Source organism: Acinetobacter sp. L-24, assembly GCF_056857555.1.
Genome location: NZ_JBSXNI010000044.1, coordinates 399592 through 419454, shown reverse-complemented (window position 1 = coordinate 419454; position 19863 = coordinate 399592). Strand labels below are relative to the sequence as shown.

At 43.2% G+C, this 19863-nt stretch carries 18 protein-coding genes and 1 pseudogene; 16 read left to right on the top strand and 3 right to left on the bottom strand.

All coding sequences use genetic code 11. From position 1 onward, the window contains the following. Window positions 1-13: 13 nt before the first annotated feature. Both ygfZ and AC13CK_RS13585 read right to left on the bottom strand, forming a co-directional pair. Window positions 14-739, bottom strand: a complete 726-nt coding sequence (gene ygfZ, locus AC13CK_RS13590) for a CAF17-like 4Fe-4S cluster assembly/insertion protein YgfZ (protein ID WP_425878651.1) — start codon at window positions 737-739, stop codon at window positions 14-16. 114 nt (window positions 740-853) lie between these two features. After that, window positions 854-2985: pseudogene (locus AC13CK_RS13585) on the bottom strand (multicopper oxidase family protein). 515 nt (window positions 2986-3500) lie between these two features. On the opposite strand from AC13CK_RS13585, the gene acnD reads away from it, so the two are divergent. From acnD to AC13CK_RS13510, 15 genes are all read left to right on the top strand, one after another. After that, window positions 3501-6119 carry a Fe/S-dependent 2-methylisocitrate dehydratase AcnD gene (gene acnD, locus AC13CK_RS13580; protein WP_425878653.1) on the top strand — a complete coding sequence of 873 codons (2619 nt, stop codon included), beginning with the start codon at window positions 3501-3503 and terminating at the stop codon, window positions 6117-6119. A 502-nt stretch (window positions 6120-6621) separates the two neighbouring features. After that, a complete protein-coding gene (locus AC13CK_RS13575; RefSeq protein WP_004645925.1) occupies window positions 6622-6765 on the top strand; it encodes a zinc ribbon-containing protein in 144 nt (47 codons plus the stop codon). Between the two features lie 164 nt (window positions 6766-6929). Continuing rightward, window positions 6930-7151: a hypothetical protein gene (locus AC13CK_RS13570; RefSeq protein WP_004732115.1), complete on the top strand. Its 222-nt coding sequence runs from the start codon at window positions 6930-6932 to the stop codon at window positions 7149-7151. A 113-nt stretch (window positions 7152-7264) separates the two neighbouring features. After that, complete coding sequence (locus tag AC13CK_RS13565) at window positions 7265-7528, top strand: hypothetical protein (RefSeq protein ID WP_004281730.1); 264 nt, start codon at window positions 7265-7267, stop codon at window positions 7526-7528. Between the two features lie 530 nt (window positions 7529-8058). Then, a complete protein-coding gene (locus tag AC13CK_RS13560) occupies window positions 8059-8307 on the top strand; it encodes a DUF6868 family protein (RefSeq protein ID WP_425878656.1) in 249 nt (82 codons plus the stop codon). 120 nt (window positions 8308-8427) lie between these two features. Further along, on the top strand, window positions 8428-9141 hold the full coding sequence (locus AC13CK_RS13555) for an SIMPL domain-containing protein (RefSeq protein WP_425878658.1): 714 nt from the start codon (window positions 8428-8430) through the stop codon (window positions 9139-9141). Between the two features lie 84 nt (window positions 9142-9225). After that, entirely contained in the window at window positions 9226-9891 is a 666-nt protein-coding gene (locus AC13CK_RS13550) for a pseudouridine synthase (protein WP_425878660.1), read from the top strand. Window positions 9892-10476: 585 nt separating this feature from the next. Continuing rightward, window positions 10477-11409, top strand: coding sequence for an SNIPE associated domain-containing protein (locus tag AC13CK_RS13545; protein ID WP_425878662.1), 933 nt, complete (start codon window positions 10477-10479; stop codon window positions 11407-11409). 261 nt (window positions 11410-11670) lie between these two features. Continuing rightward, window positions 11671-12060 (top strand): ribonuclease E inhibitor RraB, encoded by a 390-nt coding sequence (locus AC13CK_RS13540; protein WP_004281735.1) that lies wholly within the window; start codon window positions 11671-11673, stop codon window positions 12058-12060. Window positions 12061-12302: 242 nt separating this feature from the next. After that, window positions 12303-12749 (top strand): SRPBCC domain-containing protein, encoded by a 447-nt coding sequence (locus AC13CK_RS13535; RefSeq protein WP_004281736.1) that lies wholly within the window; start codon window positions 12303-12305, stop codon window positions 12747-12749. 124 nt (window positions 12750-12873) lie between these two features. Continuing rightward, window positions 12874-13212 (top strand): zinc ribbon domain-containing protein YjdM, encoded by a 339-nt coding sequence (locus tag AC13CK_RS13530; protein WP_005263625.1) that lies wholly within the window; start codon window positions 12874-12876, stop codon window positions 13210-13212. 135 nt (window positions 13213-13347) lie between these two features. Next, the gene (locus tag AC13CK_RS13525; protein ID WP_034436289.1) at window positions 13348-13710 is read left to right on the top strand and encodes a 5-carboxymethyl-2-hydroxymuconate Delta-isomerase; all 363 of its coding nucleotides are present in this window, start codon (window positions 13348-13350) and stop codon (window positions 13708-13710) included. Between the two features lie 429 nt (window positions 13711-14139). Continuing rightward, window positions 14140-14580, top strand: coding sequence for a YybH family protein (locus AC13CK_RS13520; RefSeq protein WP_425878667.1), 441 nt, complete (start codon window positions 14140-14142; stop codon window positions 14578-14580). Between the two features lie 121 nt (window positions 14581-14701). Continuing rightward, window positions 14702-17140, top strand: coding sequence for an AI-2E family transporter (locus tag AC13CK_RS13515; RefSeq protein WP_482831258.1), 2439 nt, complete (start codon window positions 14702-14704; stop codon window positions 17138-17140). A gap of 3 nt (window positions 17141-17143) precedes the next feature. Beyond that, complete coding sequence (locus AC13CK_RS13510) at window positions 17144-18202, top strand: DUF1176 domain-containing protein (protein WP_425878954.1); 1059 nt, start codon at window positions 17144-17146, stop codon at window positions 18200-18202. 79 nt (window positions 18203-18281) lie between these two features. Here the strand turns inward: AC13CK_RS13510 and AC13CK_RS13505 are convergent, their stop codons facing one another. Further along, window positions 18282-19049 (bottom strand): hydroxymethylpyrimidine/phosphomethylpyrimidine kinase, encoded by a 768-nt coding sequence (locus AC13CK_RS13505; RefSeq protein WP_114541029.1) that lies wholly within the window; start codon window positions 19047-19049, stop codon window positions 18282-18284. A gap of 98 nt (window positions 19050-19147) precedes the next feature. On the opposite strand from AC13CK_RS13505, the gene AC13CK_RS13500 reads away from it, so the two are divergent. Further along, window positions 19148-19795: an HAD-IA family hydrolase gene (locus AC13CK_RS13500; RefSeq protein WP_425878671.1), complete on the top strand. Its 648-nt coding sequence runs from the start codon at window positions 19148-19150 to the stop codon at window positions 19793-19795. The last annotated feature ends 68 nt before the right edge of the window (window positions 19796-19863 follow it).

Here is a 19863-nt window from a genome sequence, read left to right as displayed (position 1 = left end):
AGTTATGCAGTGATTATTGCGGACGCGCTACATCACCGCTCAAAGCTTCCGGAAGTTCCAGTACTTCTAGGCCCAATTCGGTCAATGCTTCAGGTTTTGCAACGACTAGCGCTTTATAACCGTCGTCAATCGCGATGCTATTGACAATTTCAACATCATTATTCAGTTTGGTCGCAACATCAGGCACGGTACCTGTGCCTTGAACCAGATGTAACCAGTGTTTTGGCTTGGCTTTAAACCACAGGCGTGCAATGACTTCCTGACCCAAGTAGCAACCCTTGTCATATTGAATGCCTTCGCGTTGATGCAAACGTAATTCTTGTGGTTGAAACAGGGTCGCGGTGGCAGCCTGAATCCAGGCCTGACCTGATTCAATGGCTTGCTGCTCCCAAAGGGTGGCATCGGTTTCAGTCGTAACGAAGTCAGTATGAATGCCATTAATGACTGGATAAACCGGACCGACCAGTTCCAGTTTCATTTTTGAAAAGGCGCCAAATTTTTTAATATGATTGGCCAGTTCCGTAGCCTGATCTGCAATGCTCACGATTTCAAAGCTTTCCGGACTGATTTTTTTAAGCCATAAGCCAAATTGGATGCGTCCTTTCAGACTACAGATTGCAGTATAGCGTGTCTGGTTTTCCGCCAAAGTTTCAGTATTCAAAGTCACCTGACCTTGAAGGAATTTTTGTGCATCTACACCATTCAGACTAAACAATGTAAAAGCAGGAGACGCTACCATAATAAGCCCCGGTTTGAATACTATAAATCAATGCAGTTATTGTGCAGCAAGCATCAAATAGAGGCAAACAAAAAAGCCAACAATCGAAATCATTGGCTTTTAGCGAGCAGATCTTTAGTGGTGATGGCTAGCCGGTAATGGCGAATCACAAGGGAATTTGCCTCCACAGACCCGTACGGTTTCCATCATGCCCTGATCTTCATGGTCGAGGATATGGCAGTGCTGTACGAAGTCACCTTCAAATTTCTTGTAATGGCTGCGCACAATATAGGTATAGTTTTGTTTTACAAAAAGCGTGTCCTTAAACTGTCCTTTCATGCCACGGTATTGCACATCATCCAGAACTGGATTCACCGGATCTTCTGGGGCTACTGCCTCACTGACATCCTTACCTTGAGGATTCAAAATTTTAACAATCTGGAACGGGTTAACATGAATATGGAACGGATGACCACCAAAACCAGCGCTGGTCAGTTCCCATTCATCAGTCTGTCCAACTTGTAACTGACGGACATATTCGCCATCCACTGAACCATCTCCATCAAAGAAATCTCCAAAACTCAGTGTATCTCCATCTTTTTTATGTCGGAAGCCAAATTTGAATACGCCAGTTCTAGGGTCGGGGCCGAGCGAAAAAGCACTATATTGTTTTGGTCGGGCAGCAACTACTTTATCAATTTCGGGTGTCATCAATGATGGATGATCACTAAACGCAGAAAGATTAAGCTGAGATAACTGGGTCTGGATGTCTTTGCTTAAACCAATTTTTGTGCCCGATCTTTCAGGAACTGGGCAGCAGTCTGAGCCTTGGTCTTGGCTGCTTTTACATTGACCCATCCCAGCAGTTGGGCATTGAGGCGATGATTTGGAGCAATTTGAGGACCTACATTCGGTAATGGCGCGTTAATTTCATCATCGATATTCAATTTGGTGTCAAAAATGCAGTATCTATTGGTGGTCGGAAAGGCAACCATTGCATCATGACGATAACCAGGATGGAACACGGACAGGGTTCTGGTCTGTATATGATTCATGGTTAAGCTATCTTGCGCGATGGTATGCACATTCAGGCTATTCAGCTTCTCAAATTCAGCTTTCTTGTCTGCCTCCTGATAGGCTGAACAGGCTTTAATGGTTTGCTCTGCGCTAAACTTACTGGAGTCAGGAATTTCCTTTATGATTAAACCAATGGTATCGCGTACACCGCCATGAATCATGCGCCAGCGGTTAAATACATTCTGTTCAACCTTCATCTCTCCCACAATTTTACCGTTGATAGACGTGTAGTAATTCTGGTTGGTCCAGAAGCCACTAATAGACAGGTCATTATAATTTTCCAGCATGCCTATACCTACACCTTCACAGTTATTGGGAACAGCGAATGTGATATTAGGATCGGGATTACTACAGCGATATTGGATTTGCTGGAACAACAGGATGTTTTCGTTCGGGTAACTGTTTTTTTCTTTCCATAGAATATCCATATCTCCAGTTGAGGTGACTTTGCCATTTTTGACTTTTGGTGTTCTTGAGCCTTCAACAATCAATGGACCTGCCATGCCATTCGACACCTGAAGAGCAGTTGAACCGTGCAGATGGGCATGATACCAGTAAGTCCCTGCGGGATGATTCGGTTCCATTTTGAACTGATAATCAAATTTTTCCTGAGGTTTGAATTTCAAAAAGACATTATCGCTATTGCCTTGAGGACTGACCCAGAAGCCATGGGTATGCAGGTTGGTGGTATTAAAGCAGTGTGGTTCATTTACATTCTCAACATGAGTTGGGCAGGTTGTTTCTGACTCGGGTGGCAGCTGGTTATTCAGGTTAAGCGCCATGGTTTCACCCTGTTTGACCCGAATCTGTGGTCCGACCATCTGATCCTCGACATATTCACCGGTTTTTTTCTTATCAAATAAACTGGGTTTGGTTAAATAGCCTCTCAGCAGTACCTGATCCCATAATCCGTTTCTGGGGTTATAGAGTTTGCTGGTTTTATAGGCCACGATCAGCTCATATTTGCCCTTGGCACTTTTTGGTAATAGGGGTGGATTGCTAATCAAGCTGTCTGATGTGGTCGGAACGGGATGTAAGGGTTTGGGTGGAGGTGTTGGGTGTGAGGGATGAGAAGGTTGGGAGGGGTTAGATGGATTTGACGGCGGCGATGGATTTTTTGTTCCATCCCAACCGCGAGCTAAGAGCGTCAAAATGGCGGCTATAGCTCCGAATATTGCGATTTTCAACATTTCAGTTCTGCCTGTTATGGTTATTGTTTTAATGTGAGGATTGCGAAGAATGTGACATTCGTCACACTGAGATTCTGATAGTTTTGGAAAATCTGCTATCCCAAATTAGGGGATTGAAATTTTGCTAAATGCGGCGGCAGGACAGGCCTATGAAAACCAGTGAGACTATATTTTTTTATCTTTAAAAAAATGCACATAAAATTAATTATTTATTAATGATATTAGTGGTTTATAGTAATATTCAAATAAAAAGATAGAGAAATATTTTGCAACATAAGACTAAAGAATAAGGCGAATTATTCAGATTTTTTTTAGCAAAAGACCGCTTTAAAGCAAAAATTCTAAAGTCTATGTAACAAATTTTTGCGAAAATACCGATTTTTATAATTAAGTAATTGAAAAATATAAAATTTGGGAAATGCTATTTGTGCAGCGTACAATGCTGCTATTACAAAAGTAACTCATCAATATCTATTGATGAATAAAAATAGAGATAAACGAGGGCAGGCAAGCTTATGAACAACAACTACCGTAAACCGCTGCAATCCACCCAGCTGGAATATTATGACGTGCGACAGGCCGTAGAAAATATTCAGCCAGGCGCATATGCCAAACTTCCTTATACTTCCAAAGTCCTGGCAGAGCAGTTGGTGCGTCGTTGTGATCCTGCCATTCTGGAACAGTCTTTACGCCAGCTGATTGAGCGTAAACAGGAACATGATTTTCCCTGGTATCCGGCACGTGTGGTGTGTCATGATATCTTGGGGCAAACGGCACTGGTTGACCTTGCCGGTTTACGTGATGCGATTGCCGATCAGGGCGGTGACCCGTCTAAAGTCAATCCGGTCGTTCCAACCCAGCTGATTGTCGATCATTCACTGGCGGTTGAGTTTGGTGGTTTTGATCCGGATGCTTTTGAGAAAAACCGTGCCATTGAAGACCGTCGTAATGAAGATCGTTTCCATTTTATTGAATGGACCAAAACTGCCTTTGAGAATGTTGATGTAATTCCTGCGGGCAACGGCATCATGCACCAGATCAACTTGGAGAAAATGTCTCCGGTGATTCAGAACCGTGATGGTCTGGCATTCCCGGACACCTGTGTCGGTACAGATTCGCACACGCCTCATACAGATGCATTGGGCGTGATCTCGATTGGTGTTGGCGGCTTGGAAGCGGAAAATGTGATGTTGGGCCGTGCATCGTGGATGCGTCTGCCGGATATTATTGGTGTGGAATTGGTGGGTCAGCGCAAGCCAGGCATTACCGCAACGGACATCGTCTTGGCATTAACCGAATTCCTGCGTAAAGAACGTGTGGTTGGCGCATATTTAGAATTCTTTGGTGAAGGTGCTGACAGCATGTCGGTGGGTGATCGTGCCACGATTTCCAACATGACCCCGGAATATGGCGCAACGGCTGCGATGTTCTATATCGACCAGAACACCATTGATTATCTGACTTTGACCGGCCGTGAACCTGAGCAAGTCAAACTGGTCGAAACTTATGCTAAAGAGATCGGGCTTTGGGCATCAGACATGACCCAAGCGGAATATCCACGTGTGCTGCGTTTCGATTTATCGACTGTGACACGTAATATCGCTGGCCCATCAAATCCGCATGCACGTGTATCTACGGCTGACCTGAAAGAAAAAGGCATTGCCGGTAATTTAGAAGCAGCTCGTGCGCAAGAAGCGGAAGGCTTGATGCCAGATGGCGCGGTGATTATCGCGGCGATTACGTCTTGTACCAATACCTCCAACCCACGTAATACCGTTGCAGCAGGTTTATTGGCACGTAAGGCCAATGAATTGGGCTTGGTGCGTAAACCTTGGGTGAAATCTTCTTTTGCACCGGGTTCTAAAGCGGCGGCACTTTACCTTGAAGAAGCTGGCGTACTTAAAGATTTAGAAAAACTGGGCTTTGGTATCGTGGCCTATGCATGCACGACCTGTAACGGTATGTCGGGTGCACTCGATCCAAAGATTCAGCAGGAAATTATCGACCGTGACCTGTATGCAACAGCGGTGCTTTCGGGCAACCGTAACTTCGATGGGCGTATTCATCCTTATGCGAAACAGGCATTCTTGGCTTCACCGCCTTTAGTGGTAGCGTATGCGATTGCCGGTACGATTCGTTTTGATATCGAAAAAGATGCTTTAGGAAACGATAAAGACGGCAATCCGATTTATCTAAAAGATATCTGGCCATCGGATGAAGAAATTGATGCGCTGGTGAAAGTTGCTGTAAAACCAGAACAATTCAAAAAAATCTATATTCCGATGTTCGATTTGGGTGTGAATGAAAAAGCAACAAGTCCGTTGTATGACTGGCGTCCGCAAAGTACGTATATTCGCCGTCCGCCGTATTGGGAAGGGGCTTTGGCTGCACCGCGTACCTTGTCAAATATGCGTCCGCTGGCGATCTTGGGCGATAACATCACCACTGATCATTTATCACCATCGAATGCGATTGTGCTCGACAGTGCTTCAGGTGAATACCTGAAAAAAATGGGTGTGCCTGAGGAAGACTTTAACTCCTATGCAACGCATCGCGGTGATCACCTCACGACGCAACGTGCGACTTTTGCCAACCCGAAACTGTTTAATGAGATGGTGGTGCGTTCTGATGGTACCATCAAGCAGGGTTCGAAAGCACGTGTGGAGCCTGAAGGCGAAGTAATGCGGATGTGGGAAGCCATTGAAATCTACATGAACCGTAAACAGCCGTTGATTATTATTGCCGGTAAGGATTATGGTCAGGGTTCTAGCCGTGACTGGGCAGCAAAAGGTGTGCGTCTGGCAGGTGTAGAAGCGATTGTGGCAGAAGGTTTTGAGCGTATTCACCGTACTAATTTAGTCGGTATGGGTGTTTTACCGCTTGAGTTTAAGCCGGGTACAGATCGTAAGACTTTAGGTCTTGATGGTACTGAGCTGTATAGCGTGATTGGTAATATCGCGCCACGTTCGACGTTGACTTTAGTAATTGAGCGTTCGACCGATGATGGTAAGAACCAGATTGTTGAAGTGCCTGTGACTTGCCGTTTGGATACTGAAGAAGAAGTGCATGTGTATGAAGCGGGTGGGGTATTGCAGCGCTTTGCACAAGACTTCTTGGAAGGGAATGTGGCTTAATCTTTTTTTTAATCACCCCTAGCCCCTCTTTGAAAAAGAGGGGAACTCCCTACTTTTTTAAGGAGGGTTGGAGTGGATTAAAGTTGTTGATATTGTTTAAAAAAGACCCTACTGTGAAGTGGGGTTTTTATTTAGAGCATTAATGTCTTTATCAAGAAAATACAAACAGGTACTTTTCTTTTTATACTTAAGCAATTGAGCTTCCTCAATGATTAAAGACGTCTATAACTTTAAGGGAATATAAAATTTCATATGGCTATGGTGATAATTTTGTATTAACGCACTGCGCTATACTTGGCCTTATGCATCACTTATCTCAATGTTATTAAACTACTTAACTTGAAAAAAATAATAAATTATCACTTAATTAATGGGTTACTAAATAATAATTAGAAATACTACTTTGCCCAAACGACACTATCATTTACAAAAATGGACAATAGACATTCATCACCAGAGGGTTATACTAGTCAGACCATTTCTAAAACCATGGAGAACAAAGATGGTTACTGCTGGCGAAAAACCCGGAACAGGCTTCTATTTTTGTGTTCAATGCGGACACCGCACCTACTTAGAAATTGGTACTGATCGTTTACCACCGTGTACCAAATGCCAAGGCAATCAATTTAACAATAAGAATGCCTAAGCAAAACAACTCAAACAGTTACCCTCTGTTTTGAATGAAAGCCCTATTACTCGATAGGGCTTTTTGCTATTTAAACATCCCTATTTATAGTTTAAGATTGATTGAAAAATAATCAATAAAACCCCATCTAAAACCCTAGATTCAAAGTATTTAGGGCAGCTCAATTGCAACATTATCTTGATCTTAATCACGACTCAGGTGTTGCCAATTACGAGATTGGTAACGAGTTTATTCGCGTTCAATTCAAGAAAACCTCGAAAGTTTACACTTATAGCTATAGCAGTGCCGGTTATCAGCATGTCGAAAACATGAAACAGCTCGCTCAATATGGCGATGGACTAAATGCCTATATCAATCATCATACCCGACAGCTCTTTGTACGATAAAACTGGTCTGCTTCTTGCTTCAGTGAAAGTCCTAGAAGGCAAATATTTTCTAAAGAGTAAATACCTGCCTAGAAATAGTGCAAGTGCATATATTAAAAAGAGGGTTATCAACTATGGATATTCAACAGCACGCACCAGAGTCAGGAAAATTAGATAAAAAAGCCCATTTCTATTCCGCATGGCCGCTCATCTTGATTCTTTTCGGGGGCGCGATTGGCTCGTTTTACGCTGTGATCGCCTATCTACTTAACCTGAAAATTTATAGTTCTGAGCTGACCAGACTCAACAAGGTCTTGGCCAATCTTCTGTGCGGGATGTCCGCGATCAGTGCCTGGTGGTTTAGTGCGCAATGGATTCAGGGAACATTCTTTCAATAAAACAGTAATTATGTCCTGAATATAAATTGCAATAAACTCTAATTTTATCGAATAAAAAAGCGTAAAAAATCAGAAATGGAATTTATTTCTCTATATTGATATAAATGATGAAATAAATTTTCAGATTTAGTCGAAATTAAAAAAACATAGGAAATTAATCCCGTCCATCTTTGCCTAATATAGCTTTCAAGGGTGTGATGGGATCGGAAAGAGTAGCATGCTGTGAGCGGCGCAAAACGCGAGTGCAGTACGAACCCAAAAGGTCTCGATTCGGCTTAGGACGCTATAGACCAAAAGTTTATAGGCTATAAGATCAGGTCTTACAAAGAATGATAGTTGAAGTAAACCATTGCGAGTTTTCCCAACACCCTAAAAAATTCTCCAGTAATACACGCAGAATAAAAAATTAAAATAAATATAAATCATAAATTTAAGAAAAATATTTATCCAAGCAAGATACAAATCAATCCTTCATTTCTCAACATGATCTGTTATTTTAAAAACATCAGCCGCCCCTTAGGGGAATCCTCATGAATCTCGATGTCTGGTGCCGTTTTTTACTGTTTTGCACACTCATCAATTATGTCATTCTCATGATCTGGTTCATGGTCTTTGTCTTTGCCCGAAACTGGATGAAACAGGTACATGGAAAATGGTTTCAGCTCTCAGAGACCAGTTTTTATGTGATTCATTATTCAGGTATGGCGCTCTATAAAATCGGGATTTTACTGTTTAACCTGACGCCGTTAATGGCAATTTATCTGATGAATCAAGGCTAAGTGCTAGGTTGATTAAATCTTAGAGTGATAAAAATAAGATTGAATTAGTATCATTTTATCGCTACTTGATAGCGTGACAGGATCAATAAGAACGAAAAAAGATTTCAAAGGAGTTGAAGGATGAATCAATTCAAACCGGCCCTTATTTTAGGTGCCTTGATCGGCTTAGGGATGATTATTGCCGGATGGATTCTGGGTAATAGCGCGCTGAAAATTAAACAATATGAACGTATAGTTTCGGTCAAAGGCTTGTCGGAACGTGAAGTCAAAGCCGATGTGGCGGTATGGCCAATCCGCTTTAATGCCGGCAGTCAGGATCTGGCTGAATTGTACGATACCATGCAAACCAATACCCAGGAAATTCAGACCTTCTTAAAAAATGAAGGATTTAGCGTGGAAGAAATTACCAGTGCTTCACCGAGTATTACTGATAAATATGCCCAGCAATATGGCGGGGATGCCAATGTCGCACTGCGTTATACCGCCAGCCAGACCATTACGGTCTATACCCATAAAATAGATGCAGTGCGTTCGGCACAAAGTCGTCTGGTGGCTTTGGGTAGAAAAGGCATTGCCTTTGCCGGAGATGATTCCGGACAAAGAACGGAATACTTATTTACCAAGCTGAATGACATCAAGCCTGCGATGATTGAACAGGCCACCGAAAATGCCCGAAGTGTAGCGGAAAAATTTGCTGCAGATTCAAAAAGCAGTCTGGGCAAAATCAAGTCCGCCAATCAGGGGCTGTTTAGTATTGAAGATCGCGACAGCAATACGCCGTATTTGAAAAAAGTACGCGTGGTCTCGACGGTCGATTATTATCTGGCAGATTAAGCTGAGCTGGTCAAGCACGGTAATTGACAGCCTAGAAGCCGCTTGTTATTTTGCGCGCATTATTCCAGATGCTGTACCCTTAAAATGCCCATCAACCATGACTTTGTCTATTGTCCACCGCAAGAACCACTGCATATCGTTTATGAAGATGATGATCTGGTGGTAATTGAAAAGCCGGCCGGATTATTGTCGGTTCCGGGGCGTTTACCTGAACATCATGACAGTGCCTATTTGCGGGTTCTGAACCAGTATCCGCAGGCCAAAATTACCCATCGTCTGGATATGGCCACCTCCGGTATTTTGATGTTTGCCAAACACCGCGATGCAGAAGTGGCGGTGAGTAAAATGTTTCAGGCACGCACGGTACATAAAAATTATGTTGCACTGGTACAAGGCAAACTTGAAGGTGAGGGCAGCGTTGATGTGCCTTTGATTGCCGACTGGGAAAACCGTCCGCGTCAGATGGTGCATTTTGAACTGGGCAAGGCCGCCAAAACCCTGTATCAGGCCTTAGAATATCTACCCCAGCAAGACATTAGCCGGGTACTACTGACACCAATTACTGGCCGTTCCCATCAGCTACGCGTGCATATGCTGCATATCGGTCATCCTATTACTGGAGACAAAATTTATCATCCTGAACCCCAGCGCAGTCCTTTAAATCGTATGGCCTTGCATGCCAGTTATTTGGCTTTTACCCAGCCTTTGAGTGGTGTCCCGGTCGAAATTAAGGCAGCCATACCGTTCTAATTTGATTCTGCTTAATAGTTAGATTCAACCGGACACATGCTTTTTAAGCTCATAAATATAATGAGGTTCAAGCCCTTAAACTGGGCAACCCGAATAAAAAGTGTGAGAATTTATTTCGATAGTAGCTTGGAGATGAGTAGCTTTACAAGCATGTTCAAATGAAATTTTCTACTGATCCATTGCCTGATCGGTTGTCACTACCGCACATAAATTTTTAATGTTCGGTTTATCTCTTGATGATGAGCCTAGAGAATTTTTATTCTTTTATCTCCCACTATAGGCCTGGTGCCTTTATTTTTATGATTTTTTAACCTTCCTTTCATTATTTTTAAACTTTCAAATTATATCCTTTGATATAAAAAATATCGTAAGTTGTTTCAGAATGGATTTGTCTTGAGCTGGAAAGTAGTCAGTCATACATGACTTGCACATAAAAATTTTGTAGAAAAATAAAATGAATGAATGACTTAGTATTGATCAACGGCTTTGATTATCTGGCCGAAGTGATGCAAAATTAATCATGACTTTATAATAAATTTTTAATTTGATGGTTTAGGGCGCTGCCCGGGGTTAAAGGAAAGAACGATGCTCAGTATGGCTCTCTTCGTTCTCGCGAGTATTTTAATATGTGCATTGCTATGGAGCTTAAAGGTACAGGCTTCATTACGCAGCAATATCCAGTTTTTACAGGAAAACCTGGATCATTCCCGCAGCAAATTGGCAGATTATGAAACTCAAGTCGATGAATTGAATTATGAAATCACCCAATTGCGGCTACAGAATGGCAGTTTAAACATTGCGCTGAATAAATATAAAAAATATCAGGATATCTGGGATATCGAGCAATATATTATTAACCGGACTTTGCAGGCCGAAAACTTTGTTGAAGCGACCAAGCTGGATGCTTCGATCATGATCGATGATCTCAAAGCCTATATCGCAAGAGTAAAAGATTATCTTGCCCAGTTTCAGGCGCAGGCCGTGGCCGAGGTTGAGCAGGAGGCCCGACAAAGTTTGCACGGTTATTATGAACAGGCCAAACAACAGCATCGCTTGCAAGAGGTATTGAGTGCTTTAGAGCATAAAATACAGGCCCAGCGCTTCGGCTTGCAGCTTCCCGCAACACAGGTTTTAGAGCAGCTGATTGAGGGTTATAGCGAAACGGATGCGGTTCGGCATTTACGCAATGTCCGTGACAGAATTCAGCAGGCTGTAGAAAAACAGCAGGTGGCGAGCTGTAATTATGTCGACGACAATCGCCGTCGAAGTACTATTGAAATCCTTAGTCTGGCTTTCAACTGTAAGGCAGATTTATATCTCTCTCAATTAAGCACAGAAAATCTAGGCGAGATGCTGCAAGCCTTAAAGGATGATTATGTCTTGCTGAATTATACCGGGCAGGCACTGAGTCAGGCGATGATTCGGGAATCCTATCTTGATCTGCGTCTAGAGGAACTCAAGTTTGCTGCGCTGCTTTTGCAACTGAAACAAGACCATCTGCATCCACACATCGCGTAGATCATGACATTCATAGGTCTAGAAGATTTTTACCAGAGTATTCTGAATGCTATAAGTTGGTTTAAATCCTGATATTTTTCAGGATTTTTGGCCTTGAGGAATCTTGAATATATTGATCCCCTTACTTATTTTTATATTTATAAAAATCATATGTTTATTTATGGTTAAAAGATAATATTTTTTGTCTGTATCTCGATAATTGTACAAAAATCAGCTAATCTTAAATGCAGAATAAAACAGCATCATAATAAGGATACTTCTATGTCACGTGATTACAATCAATTCCCTGACGATGAAAATGGCAATGTACTGTGGCAAATGCATCAGGATGGCGACGACTTGCAAGAAGCGCACGAAATTGAATTTTCGATTGCCTTTGCGGATGAAGCGCAGGCAGATCGCTGTGCCTTGCATCTATTAAAAGAAGAGCAAAAAATTAGCCTGTTTCAGGACGAAGAAAGCGATACCCTGGAATGGATTATCACGATTTATGTATATATGGAGCCTGCCTACGAAGATATCGTGGATCTGGAACAATGGTTCAGCAAAATCGCTGCACAATTTCAGGGCGAATATGATGGCTGGGGCTGCATGGCCTATGTCTATGATGATGAGCTGGATGACGAAGAGAGCAGCCTGCGTAGTAGCTGATCATGCTTGTATTTAAATGATTTAAAGTAAGAGACCCGGTGCTGCCGGGTTTTTTTATTGCTCTATTTAATTGCTATACGAAGATTTGAGCTTGAGTATAGATACATACTCATTATATATAGCCAGCTCAAAACTGGATAAAATAACTCAAATGAGTACTTAACTCAGGCTGATGATTTAGTCACAATAAATGTAGGGAATATCCCGCAATAAAAAATAATAAGAACAAAGGACAAGAAAAAATGAGTTACACCTTAAAAATGCATCGTGTGTTCAGTGCACCACCGGAGCGGGTGTATCGTGCCTTTGTGCATCCGGATGCACTGGCCAAATGGCTGGCACCACATGGCTTTATTGCCAAAGTAGAACATGCGGAAGTCAAACCCGGCGGCAGCTATAAAACCACCTTTACCAATTTTTCTACCGGGACCCAGCATCATTTTCATGGCATTTATCATGAGGTCATTCCCAATCAGCTGCTGCGCTATACCGATCAGTTCTCTACCCCGGAATTGCAGGGTGAAATAGAGGTGACGATCATCTTTGAAAAAGTGTCAATCGGTACCGGTTTGCATATTATTCAGGTGGGTTATCCGGATGTGGTGCCGCCAGCGGTGTGTCATTTGAGCTGGCAGGAATCACTGCAACTCCTATCTTTGCTGGTTAATCCCCAGATTGCAGACAATTAATTCCTTCGATCTCCTGTGTAGGTTTCATCCCAATGTCCTATCCATGAGTGCTCCAGACAAAGATGCTATACTGTGCGCTTATTTGTTTCATTTATTTTATTTTTCTCTTTTTTTCGAGGTTCTTATGGATCTGCCAAACTGTCCAAAATGTCAATCTGAATATACTTATGCAGATGGCGATCTACTGATCTGTCCTGAATGCGAACACGAGTGGAAAGAAGGTGAAGTCACTGAAGAACAAGTGATCATTAAGGATGCCAACGGCAATGTGCTGGCGGACGGTGATAGCGTAACGGTGATTAAAGACCTGAAAATCAAAGGTTCATCTTCAGTGGTGAAAGTGGGCACCAAGGTAAAAAATATCCGTTTGCTGCCTGATGCTGCCGATGGGCATGATATTGATTGTAAAATCGAGGGAATCGGCCCGATGAAACTGAAATCAGAATATGTAAAGAAAGCTTAAATTTAGCCCTAGACTAAAATTCTGACGAGAGAATAATACGGTTGATGTATCGTATTATTCTCATTATTACTGAAATTCTGGGCTGATTATTTTCCTGCCGCTCTGATCCTCACATTTCGATTTGAGATCCCTTTAATGCCGCACCTGCATCTGGAATATTCTGACAATCTGCAACATATCGAGATCAAACCTTTATTGGTCGCGATCCATCAGGCACTTTTTAACACCGGCCATGTCACTGATCCCAATGATTTAAAAAGTCGTGCGATTATGCAGCGGGATTATGTGATTGGACTGAATGCTGTTACAGATCAGGCCTATGTGCATGCCAAAGTTTCACTGTTGAGTGGGCGCAGTGTCGAAGTTCGTCAGGCGATTTCCGAATTGGTGCTCGACGTCATGCAGCAATATATTGCGCCACAACCTGAATTAAAAATACAGCTTTGTGTCGAAATCATTGAAATGCCAAAGCAGACTTATCGTAAAGCTGTTATCTGAATGATGGCTTTTATTTGCTGAGATGACATGGATCAAATGCCTTGAAACTTTATTAATGCCATACGAAATTTATAAACAGATCGACTTGGTCTGTAACAGCTCGCTATTTTATTCAGATCTAAAATTATTTCTATTTTTAAATGACGCTTTATGTCATTTACAGGCATGCGATAAAAGTTCTAAAGTAACTTTTAATCGCTGCTGATTTTTGAATCATCCAATCTAGAAACAGCATATTCATCCTGATTAAAATAAAAATAATTTAAAAAATAATCTTCAGGTGAGCTGTATCCAATCCGGCAGTGGGAAGAGCAAAGCGAGAATAACGCTTTAGCATAGGCATAATAATAAGAACAAAAAGATCAGAAATCCGGTGAGTTGATTGAATCCCAGATTTCAGGTCTGACTTGTCCGGTTGAAGGAAATTTTATGCAGGTTTTTGGGGATGAAAAATTGGCTCAGGAAGTCATGGCATTTCTTCAGGAGTGGGATAATGCCGTAGCCAGACTTGAAATTCAGGATATTGTTCAATTATGCCGACCCGATATCCGTCTGGTCGATGTCAGTATGGAAGTGAAAGGTGTAGAAGCCTATCAGGCACTCTGGCAGCAATATCGGGCATTTATACCGGAAGGCATACGCATCGAACGCCAAGACCTTAATATTCATGTCACTTCTGATCTGGCTGTAGTCGATGGTTATGTCCGGGTGAATTATGCGGTGATTGAACCGATTTTCCAGTTGGGCTGGTGTCGGGTCAGCATGTGCCTGAGCAAGCAGCAGGGCAAGTGGCAATTGTTACATCAACATACTTCAGTCCCTGTGCAACTCGAAACCCGGAAAATGCGCCGGATCAAAAGCGTGAGTTAATCTATTTACCTGAAAAGATTTAAGTGAAATATCTTTGCAAATGATTACAGGAATACCTTTGTAACAAAAATATAGAAAGTCCTAAATTATGTTGAAGGAATAATATTTTAGGACTTTTCAGGTGGATAACAACAAGAACAGTCAAGTAAAACCAAGACAGGCCAACCTGCAACAACAGACTGAAGTATTGATGCCAGATCAGTCCGAGCGGCAGCGCACCCAACATGCGCTCAGAATGATGGCAGGCTTTGTAATTGCTGCTGTAGTCATGACGGCGTTGTATTTCGGCCGGGATATTTTTATTCCGCTGGCTTTGGCCATTCTGCTGGCATTTTTACTTTCTCCTCTGGTTTCCCGTTTAAAGCGCTGGGGCTGTCCCCAATGGGCGGCGATTGGCCTGGTCATGTGCCTGACCTTGTCCTTTCTGGGCGGCACAGCGACTTATCTGGGGGTGCAACTCGGTAAGCTAAGTCAGGAACTGCCGCAATATCAAGACACCATCCAGCAAAAACTGAAAATGCTCGAAAACTATCGTCAGGGACCGAGTATGTGGGATGGGGCGATCCAGACCTTTGACACAGTCGAAGATTCGATAGACACACCCGAACAGGAAACAGAAGACCCGAATGTGCAGAATGTCAAAGTGGTCGGTTTGGAACCAACGAGTGAAGAGGCTGCGCTGGACTGGCTGAATAAAATCCTGAATCCACTGGCGATTATAGGGATTGTGTTTCTGTTTATGGTATTAATTTTATTCAATGGCAAAGACCTGCATGACCGCTTTCTGAAACTCTTGGGCGGTAATCTGAATATCGGCACCGATGCGCTGGATGATGCCGGCAAAAGTATCGGGACCTATTTGCGCATGCAGCTGCTGGTCAATGTCACTTATGGCATTCCCATGGCGATTGGGCTGTTATTGATTGGCGTGCCGGCAGCGATTATGTGGGGGCTGGTTGCGGTGGTTATGCGTTTTGTACCCTATGTTGGCCCGATCGTTTCAGCTATTTTCCCGATTACGCTGGCTTTCGCCGTTGATCCGGGCTGGGACATGGTGCTCTGGACTGTGGGCTTGATTCTGGTGCTGGAACTGATCAGCAATAACGTGATTGAACCGTGGCTCTATGGGGAAAGTACCGGCCTGTCTACCTTGGCAATTATTCTGGCTGCTACGTTCTGGACCACCCTCTGGGGACCGGTAGGGCTGATCTTGTCGACGCCTTTGACTGCCTGCCTGCTGGTTTTGTCCAATTATGTACCGGCACTGGGTTTTGTCAAAACCTTGCTTGGCAGTACGCCAGTATTGTCACCCTCCGAACGCTTTTACCAGCGACTGGTGGCTGATGAAGTCAATGATGCAATGCAGGTAGCCAATGATTACATCTGTGCGCAATTACCGAAAAAGCCCAGTGCAGAGGAAGTGGCCCGTCGTGTACAGATGTTCTATGGCGAAGTAGCCATTCCAGCCATTCGGATTTATTCTCAAGGGCATGATACTGATGTTACTGCCGAACACCGGTTGCGTCTTTATCAGGGCTTGCAGTCCTTTAATCATGCGTTTCAAAAAGCCTATCCGAGTAAGATGAGTGCCGAGCAGCCCGAAGTCTATTGCGTTGGTGCACGTTGGGAAATTGACACCCAGATTTCTGCCATGTTGGCACACGCGCTGAATCTCAAAAATATTGCTGCCCGAAATGATCTGGATGTGCTGATTCAATCGAGTGAATCAGGAAAGGGTATTGTATTACCAGCTTCGATCAAGATTTTATGTGTGTCTATTTTTCATCATGCGCCTGCGGCACAGATTCGGTTGCTGAAATATAGACTGGCGCAGCAATATCCTGAGATGAAAATCATTTTTGCGACTTGGAGTGTGATGCAGCTGGAGCTTCTGGATGAACTGCAACAACGTTTTGAGCTGGAAGCACTGGTCAATAATGTCGATGATCTGATTCTGACTGTCGAAACTTATACCTTGAATGAAGGCGAAAGCTGGTTTGAGAATCTGGAGATCAAGAATGAAAAAGAACGGCAGCAGGCTTTAAATGAGTTGGGATTATTAGATCACCGTCATCAGATCCTTTATAAACAATATATTGAAGAAGCCCGTCAAGCCTTTGACGTTGATTACGCACAAATTTCCTGGCTGAATCAGCACGAAATGTATATTCCAATCAGTCCTTTTACTCAGGAGCCTGTTGCAACCCGACAAATGTGCAAGGATTCAGTCTGCACCCATTTGCTCTATCAGAATGAGCCTTTGGTGATAGAAGACTTGCAGCGTGACCCGCGCTTTCCACATCTGTCAGAATTAAGACAGCATCATATCCGTTTTTATGCTGGTGTGCCTTTAAAAGATAAAAATGGAATTGCGCTTGGGAGTCTATGTCTGCTGGATAAACAACCGAGACAGATGCAGGCCGAAGATATGATTCTGCTTAAGGCTTTGGCGCAGGATTTAATGGCGACCCTGAGCAATGAGCGCAAGAAAAAAGATAAACAGAAGCAGATTGAGCAGATGCAGCCTGCTACCTCGGCAAGCGTTTTAAATAAGGACTAAATGATGAAACAAAAATGGATCTACAACATCAAAATCATGAGTATCACATTTGGTCTAGCCAGTATCAGTTCATGGAGTCTGGCTGCTATTCAGGGACTGCATTTTTTACATAAAGACTGGGAAATTTCCTGTGATAATACCGGCACCTGCCGCGCTGCCGGTTATCAATCGGATCAAGATATTGATCAGCCGGTTTCGGTGCTACTAGAGCGTGCTGCGGGTGCAAACAGTAGTATCAAAGCCCAAGTCCAGATTTTACCCTTAGCTGCTGCCACACCTACACGACAGCTTCAGCTACAAATTGCCAGCACACCTTATGGTGTGATTGGTCTGAATCGGGAGGGAATAGGGCAACTCAGTACTGATCAAACGCGAGCCTTGCTAAAAGCTGTACAGGGAACAGCTCCGGTTGTATTTAAGAATACCCAATCACGCTGGAACCTGTCCACTTCCGGTGCCAGTGCCGTTTTACTCAAGATGGATGAATTTCAGCGTCGACTTTCTACGCCCTCAGCCTTGATCAGGCCGGGGAAAAAATCCAATCAGGCGGTGCTCAAAGCTGCAGCGATACCGAAAATTCAGATACCAAAATATCAGTCAGGCAAAGTCACTCAAGCAAAACTGAATACGGCAACAAGTCAGCAGATGATTCGAAAACTGCAAGCCACCACCAAGGAAGATCAATGTGATTTGCTGTTTAGCCAGCGTTTTCTGGATGATGATGTTATGACCATTTATCCCATTAATGCCCAGAATCAACTGATTCAGATTCCATGCTGGCGTGGGGCTTATAATATGGGTAGTGGCTTCTGGCTGATGGATCGAAACAAGCAATTTAAACAGTTGGTGACGACCTCGGGAGAAACATTTAGCCAAGGCCAGATATTTTCTGGGCATAAAGTACGTGGTTTGGGTGATTGTCTGAGTCAGGACGAATGGGCCTGGAATGGCAAGAAATTTGTCAAAAGCTTCAGTAGTCTGACCGTGCAATGTAAAGGCTTCGCCGGTGGTACTTGGAATTTACCGACCTACGTAAGCAAAGTCATTTATCAGGCCAAATAGTATTGTTTATAAAATAGCAGCGATAAAAAAGCCTGAATGACTCAGGCTTTTTTTAGTTTTGATTTTAAGAGGTGTGACCTTAAAAACGCTTTGGAATTCTTTGGCCATTCGGAACAGGAATTTCAGCATTTTTTAATACCCCAAATAACCAGGTTTCAGCATGCTGTACCGCGGTTTTCAACTGATCACCCATGGCCAGACGTCCGGCAATGAAACTAGCCAATGAACAACCAGAACCATGATATTCACCTGGCAGACGTGGACAGCGAGTTTCGTTGACCAGCTCACCTGCGATATACAGGCTGTTCTGGATATAATCAGGCGTATCTTCATGCCCCCCTTTGACTAAAACAGCCTGTGCACCCATTTTAAACAATTTTTGAGTGGCCAGTTTGAGGTCTTGCTCACCCGTCAGGGCACGCAGTTCAACCGTATTTGGCGTTAAAATGGTGGCCAATGGAATCAGCTGGGTAAATGCTTTGACCAGCGTTTCCTGATTACCCAGCGAGCCGCCACTATTGGCGACCAAAACCGGATCCAGCACATACAGATAATCTGGATGTACAGTCAGAAACTCGGCCAGAGCCACGATATTGTCTGTGGTGCCTAACATGCCAGATTTTACGCAACGAATGGGCAGGTCATTGACCACCGCATTGGCCTGTGCCAACAGCAATTCTCTGGAAGTGGCTTCGAAACCAAAAACCTGCTGTGAATTTTGAATAGTGAGGGCTGTGCAGGCAATTGCCGCATGTGCACCACTTTGACCAATAGCTTCAATATCTGCTTGAAGGCCGGCTCCACCTGAAGGGTCTAAACCGGAAAAGCAAAGTACGGTAGGGCGCAAAATGATGTCCTTCATTCACTAAAATTGCATTAGTATAGGCAAATTTGAATGAACTCTCGATATTAATTTATATCGGTGCTGATGAGAGGGGATAGGCGGTGATTAAGAATATTTTAATTGATCTGGATGGGACATTAACCGATCCGAAAGTGGGGATTACGACGTCTGCACGCTATGGTCTGGAAAAAATTGGTCATCCGATTAGTGACGAGATCAATATCGACTGGATTATTGGTCCTCCTTTAAAAGCCTCACTAGCCAAAATTTTAAATGTTGAAGCCGATCATGTGCTGGCTGAGCAGGCCTTAATGGGTTATCGGGAGCGCTTTGCAGTCAAGGGTCTCTATGAAAATCATGTTTTTGAGGGTGTAGCAGAAACGCTGGCAGAACTGAAACGCCGTGGTTATCGCTTGTTTGTCGCTACAGCAAAACCGACAGTGTATGCCAAACAGATTCTGGAACATTTTGATCTGGCCCAGTATTTTACCGACGTTTATGGCAGTGAGCTGAATGGTGACCGAACCAATAAAGCCGAGCTGATTCAGTATATTTTAGCGCAGCAACAGTTACAGGCCGATCAATGCATGATGGTCGGTGACCGTGAGCATGACATTTTTGGCGCCCGTCACAATGGTATTGAGACTATAGCGGTAAGTTATGGTTATGGCAGTCAGGAAGAGTTAGAAGTGGCACAACCTAAATATAAAATTGACCGCTTTAATCAGTTGCTAGATTATTTTAAATAAACCCTAATTTTTGCTTATTTTATTTGAGCTGATTTTTAGAGATATTTTGTCTATAAGCTGCTACATCT

What these genes read in the sequence shown, in the direction of transcription:
- AC13CK_RS13560 (WP_425878656.1), top strand. Translation starts at nt 8,059, where the DNA reads ATGAATCTCGATGTCTGGTGCCGTTTTTTACTGTTTTGCACACTCATC.
- AC13CK_RS13550 (WP_425878660.1), top strand. Translation starts at nt 9,226, where the DNA reads ATGCCCATCAACCATGACTTTGTCTATTGTCCACCGCAAGAACCACTG.
- AC13CK_RS13575 (WP_004645925.1), top strand. Translation starts at nt 6,622, where the DNA reads ATGGTTACTGCTGGCGAAAAACCCGGAACAGGCTTCTATTTTTGTGTT.
- acnD (WP_425878653.1), top strand. Translation starts at nt 3,501, where the DNA reads ATGAACAACAACTACCGTAAACCGCTGCAATCCACCCAGCTGGAATAT.
- AC13CK_RS13520 (WP_425878667.1), top strand. Translation starts at nt 14,140, where the DNA reads ATGCAGGTTTTTGGGGATGAAAAATTGGCTCAGGAAGTCATGGCATTT.
- ygfZ (WP_425878651.1), bottom strand. Translation starts at nt 739, where the DNA reads ATGGTAGCGTCTCCTGCTTTTACATTGTTTAGTCTGAATGGTGTAGAT.
- AC13CK_RS13530 (WP_005263625.1), top strand. Translation starts at nt 12,874, where the DNA reads ATGGATCTGCCAAACTGTCCAAAATGTCAATCTGAATATACTTATGCA.
- AC13CK_RS13540 (WP_004281735.1), top strand. Translation starts at nt 11,671, where the DNA reads ATGTCACGTGATTACAATCAATTCCCTGACGATGAAAATGGCAATGTA.
- AC13CK_RS13555 (WP_425878658.1), top strand. Translation starts at nt 8,428, where the DNA reads ATGAATCAATTCAAACCGGCCCTTATTTTAGGTGCCTTGATCGGCTTA.
- AC13CK_RS13525 (WP_034436289.1), top strand. Translation starts at nt 13,348, where the DNA reads ATGCCGCACCTGCATCTGGAATATTCTGACAATCTGCAACATATCGAG.
- AC13CK_RS13545 (WP_425878662.1), top strand. Translation starts at nt 10,477, where the DNA reads ATGCTCAGTATGGCTCTCTTCGTTCTCGCGAGTATTTTAATATGTGCA.
- AC13CK_RS13510 (WP_425878954.1), top strand. Translation starts at nt 17,144, where the DNA reads ATGAAACAAAAATGGATCTACAACATCAAAATCATGAGTATCACATTT.
- AC13CK_RS13565 (WP_004281730.1), top strand. Translation starts at nt 7,265, where the DNA reads ATGGATATTCAACAGCACGCACCAGAGTCAGGAAAATTAGATAAAAAA.
- AC13CK_RS13535 (WP_004281736.1), top strand. Translation starts at nt 12,303, where the DNA reads ATGAGTTACACCTTAAAAATGCATCGTGTGTTCAGTGCACCACCGGAG.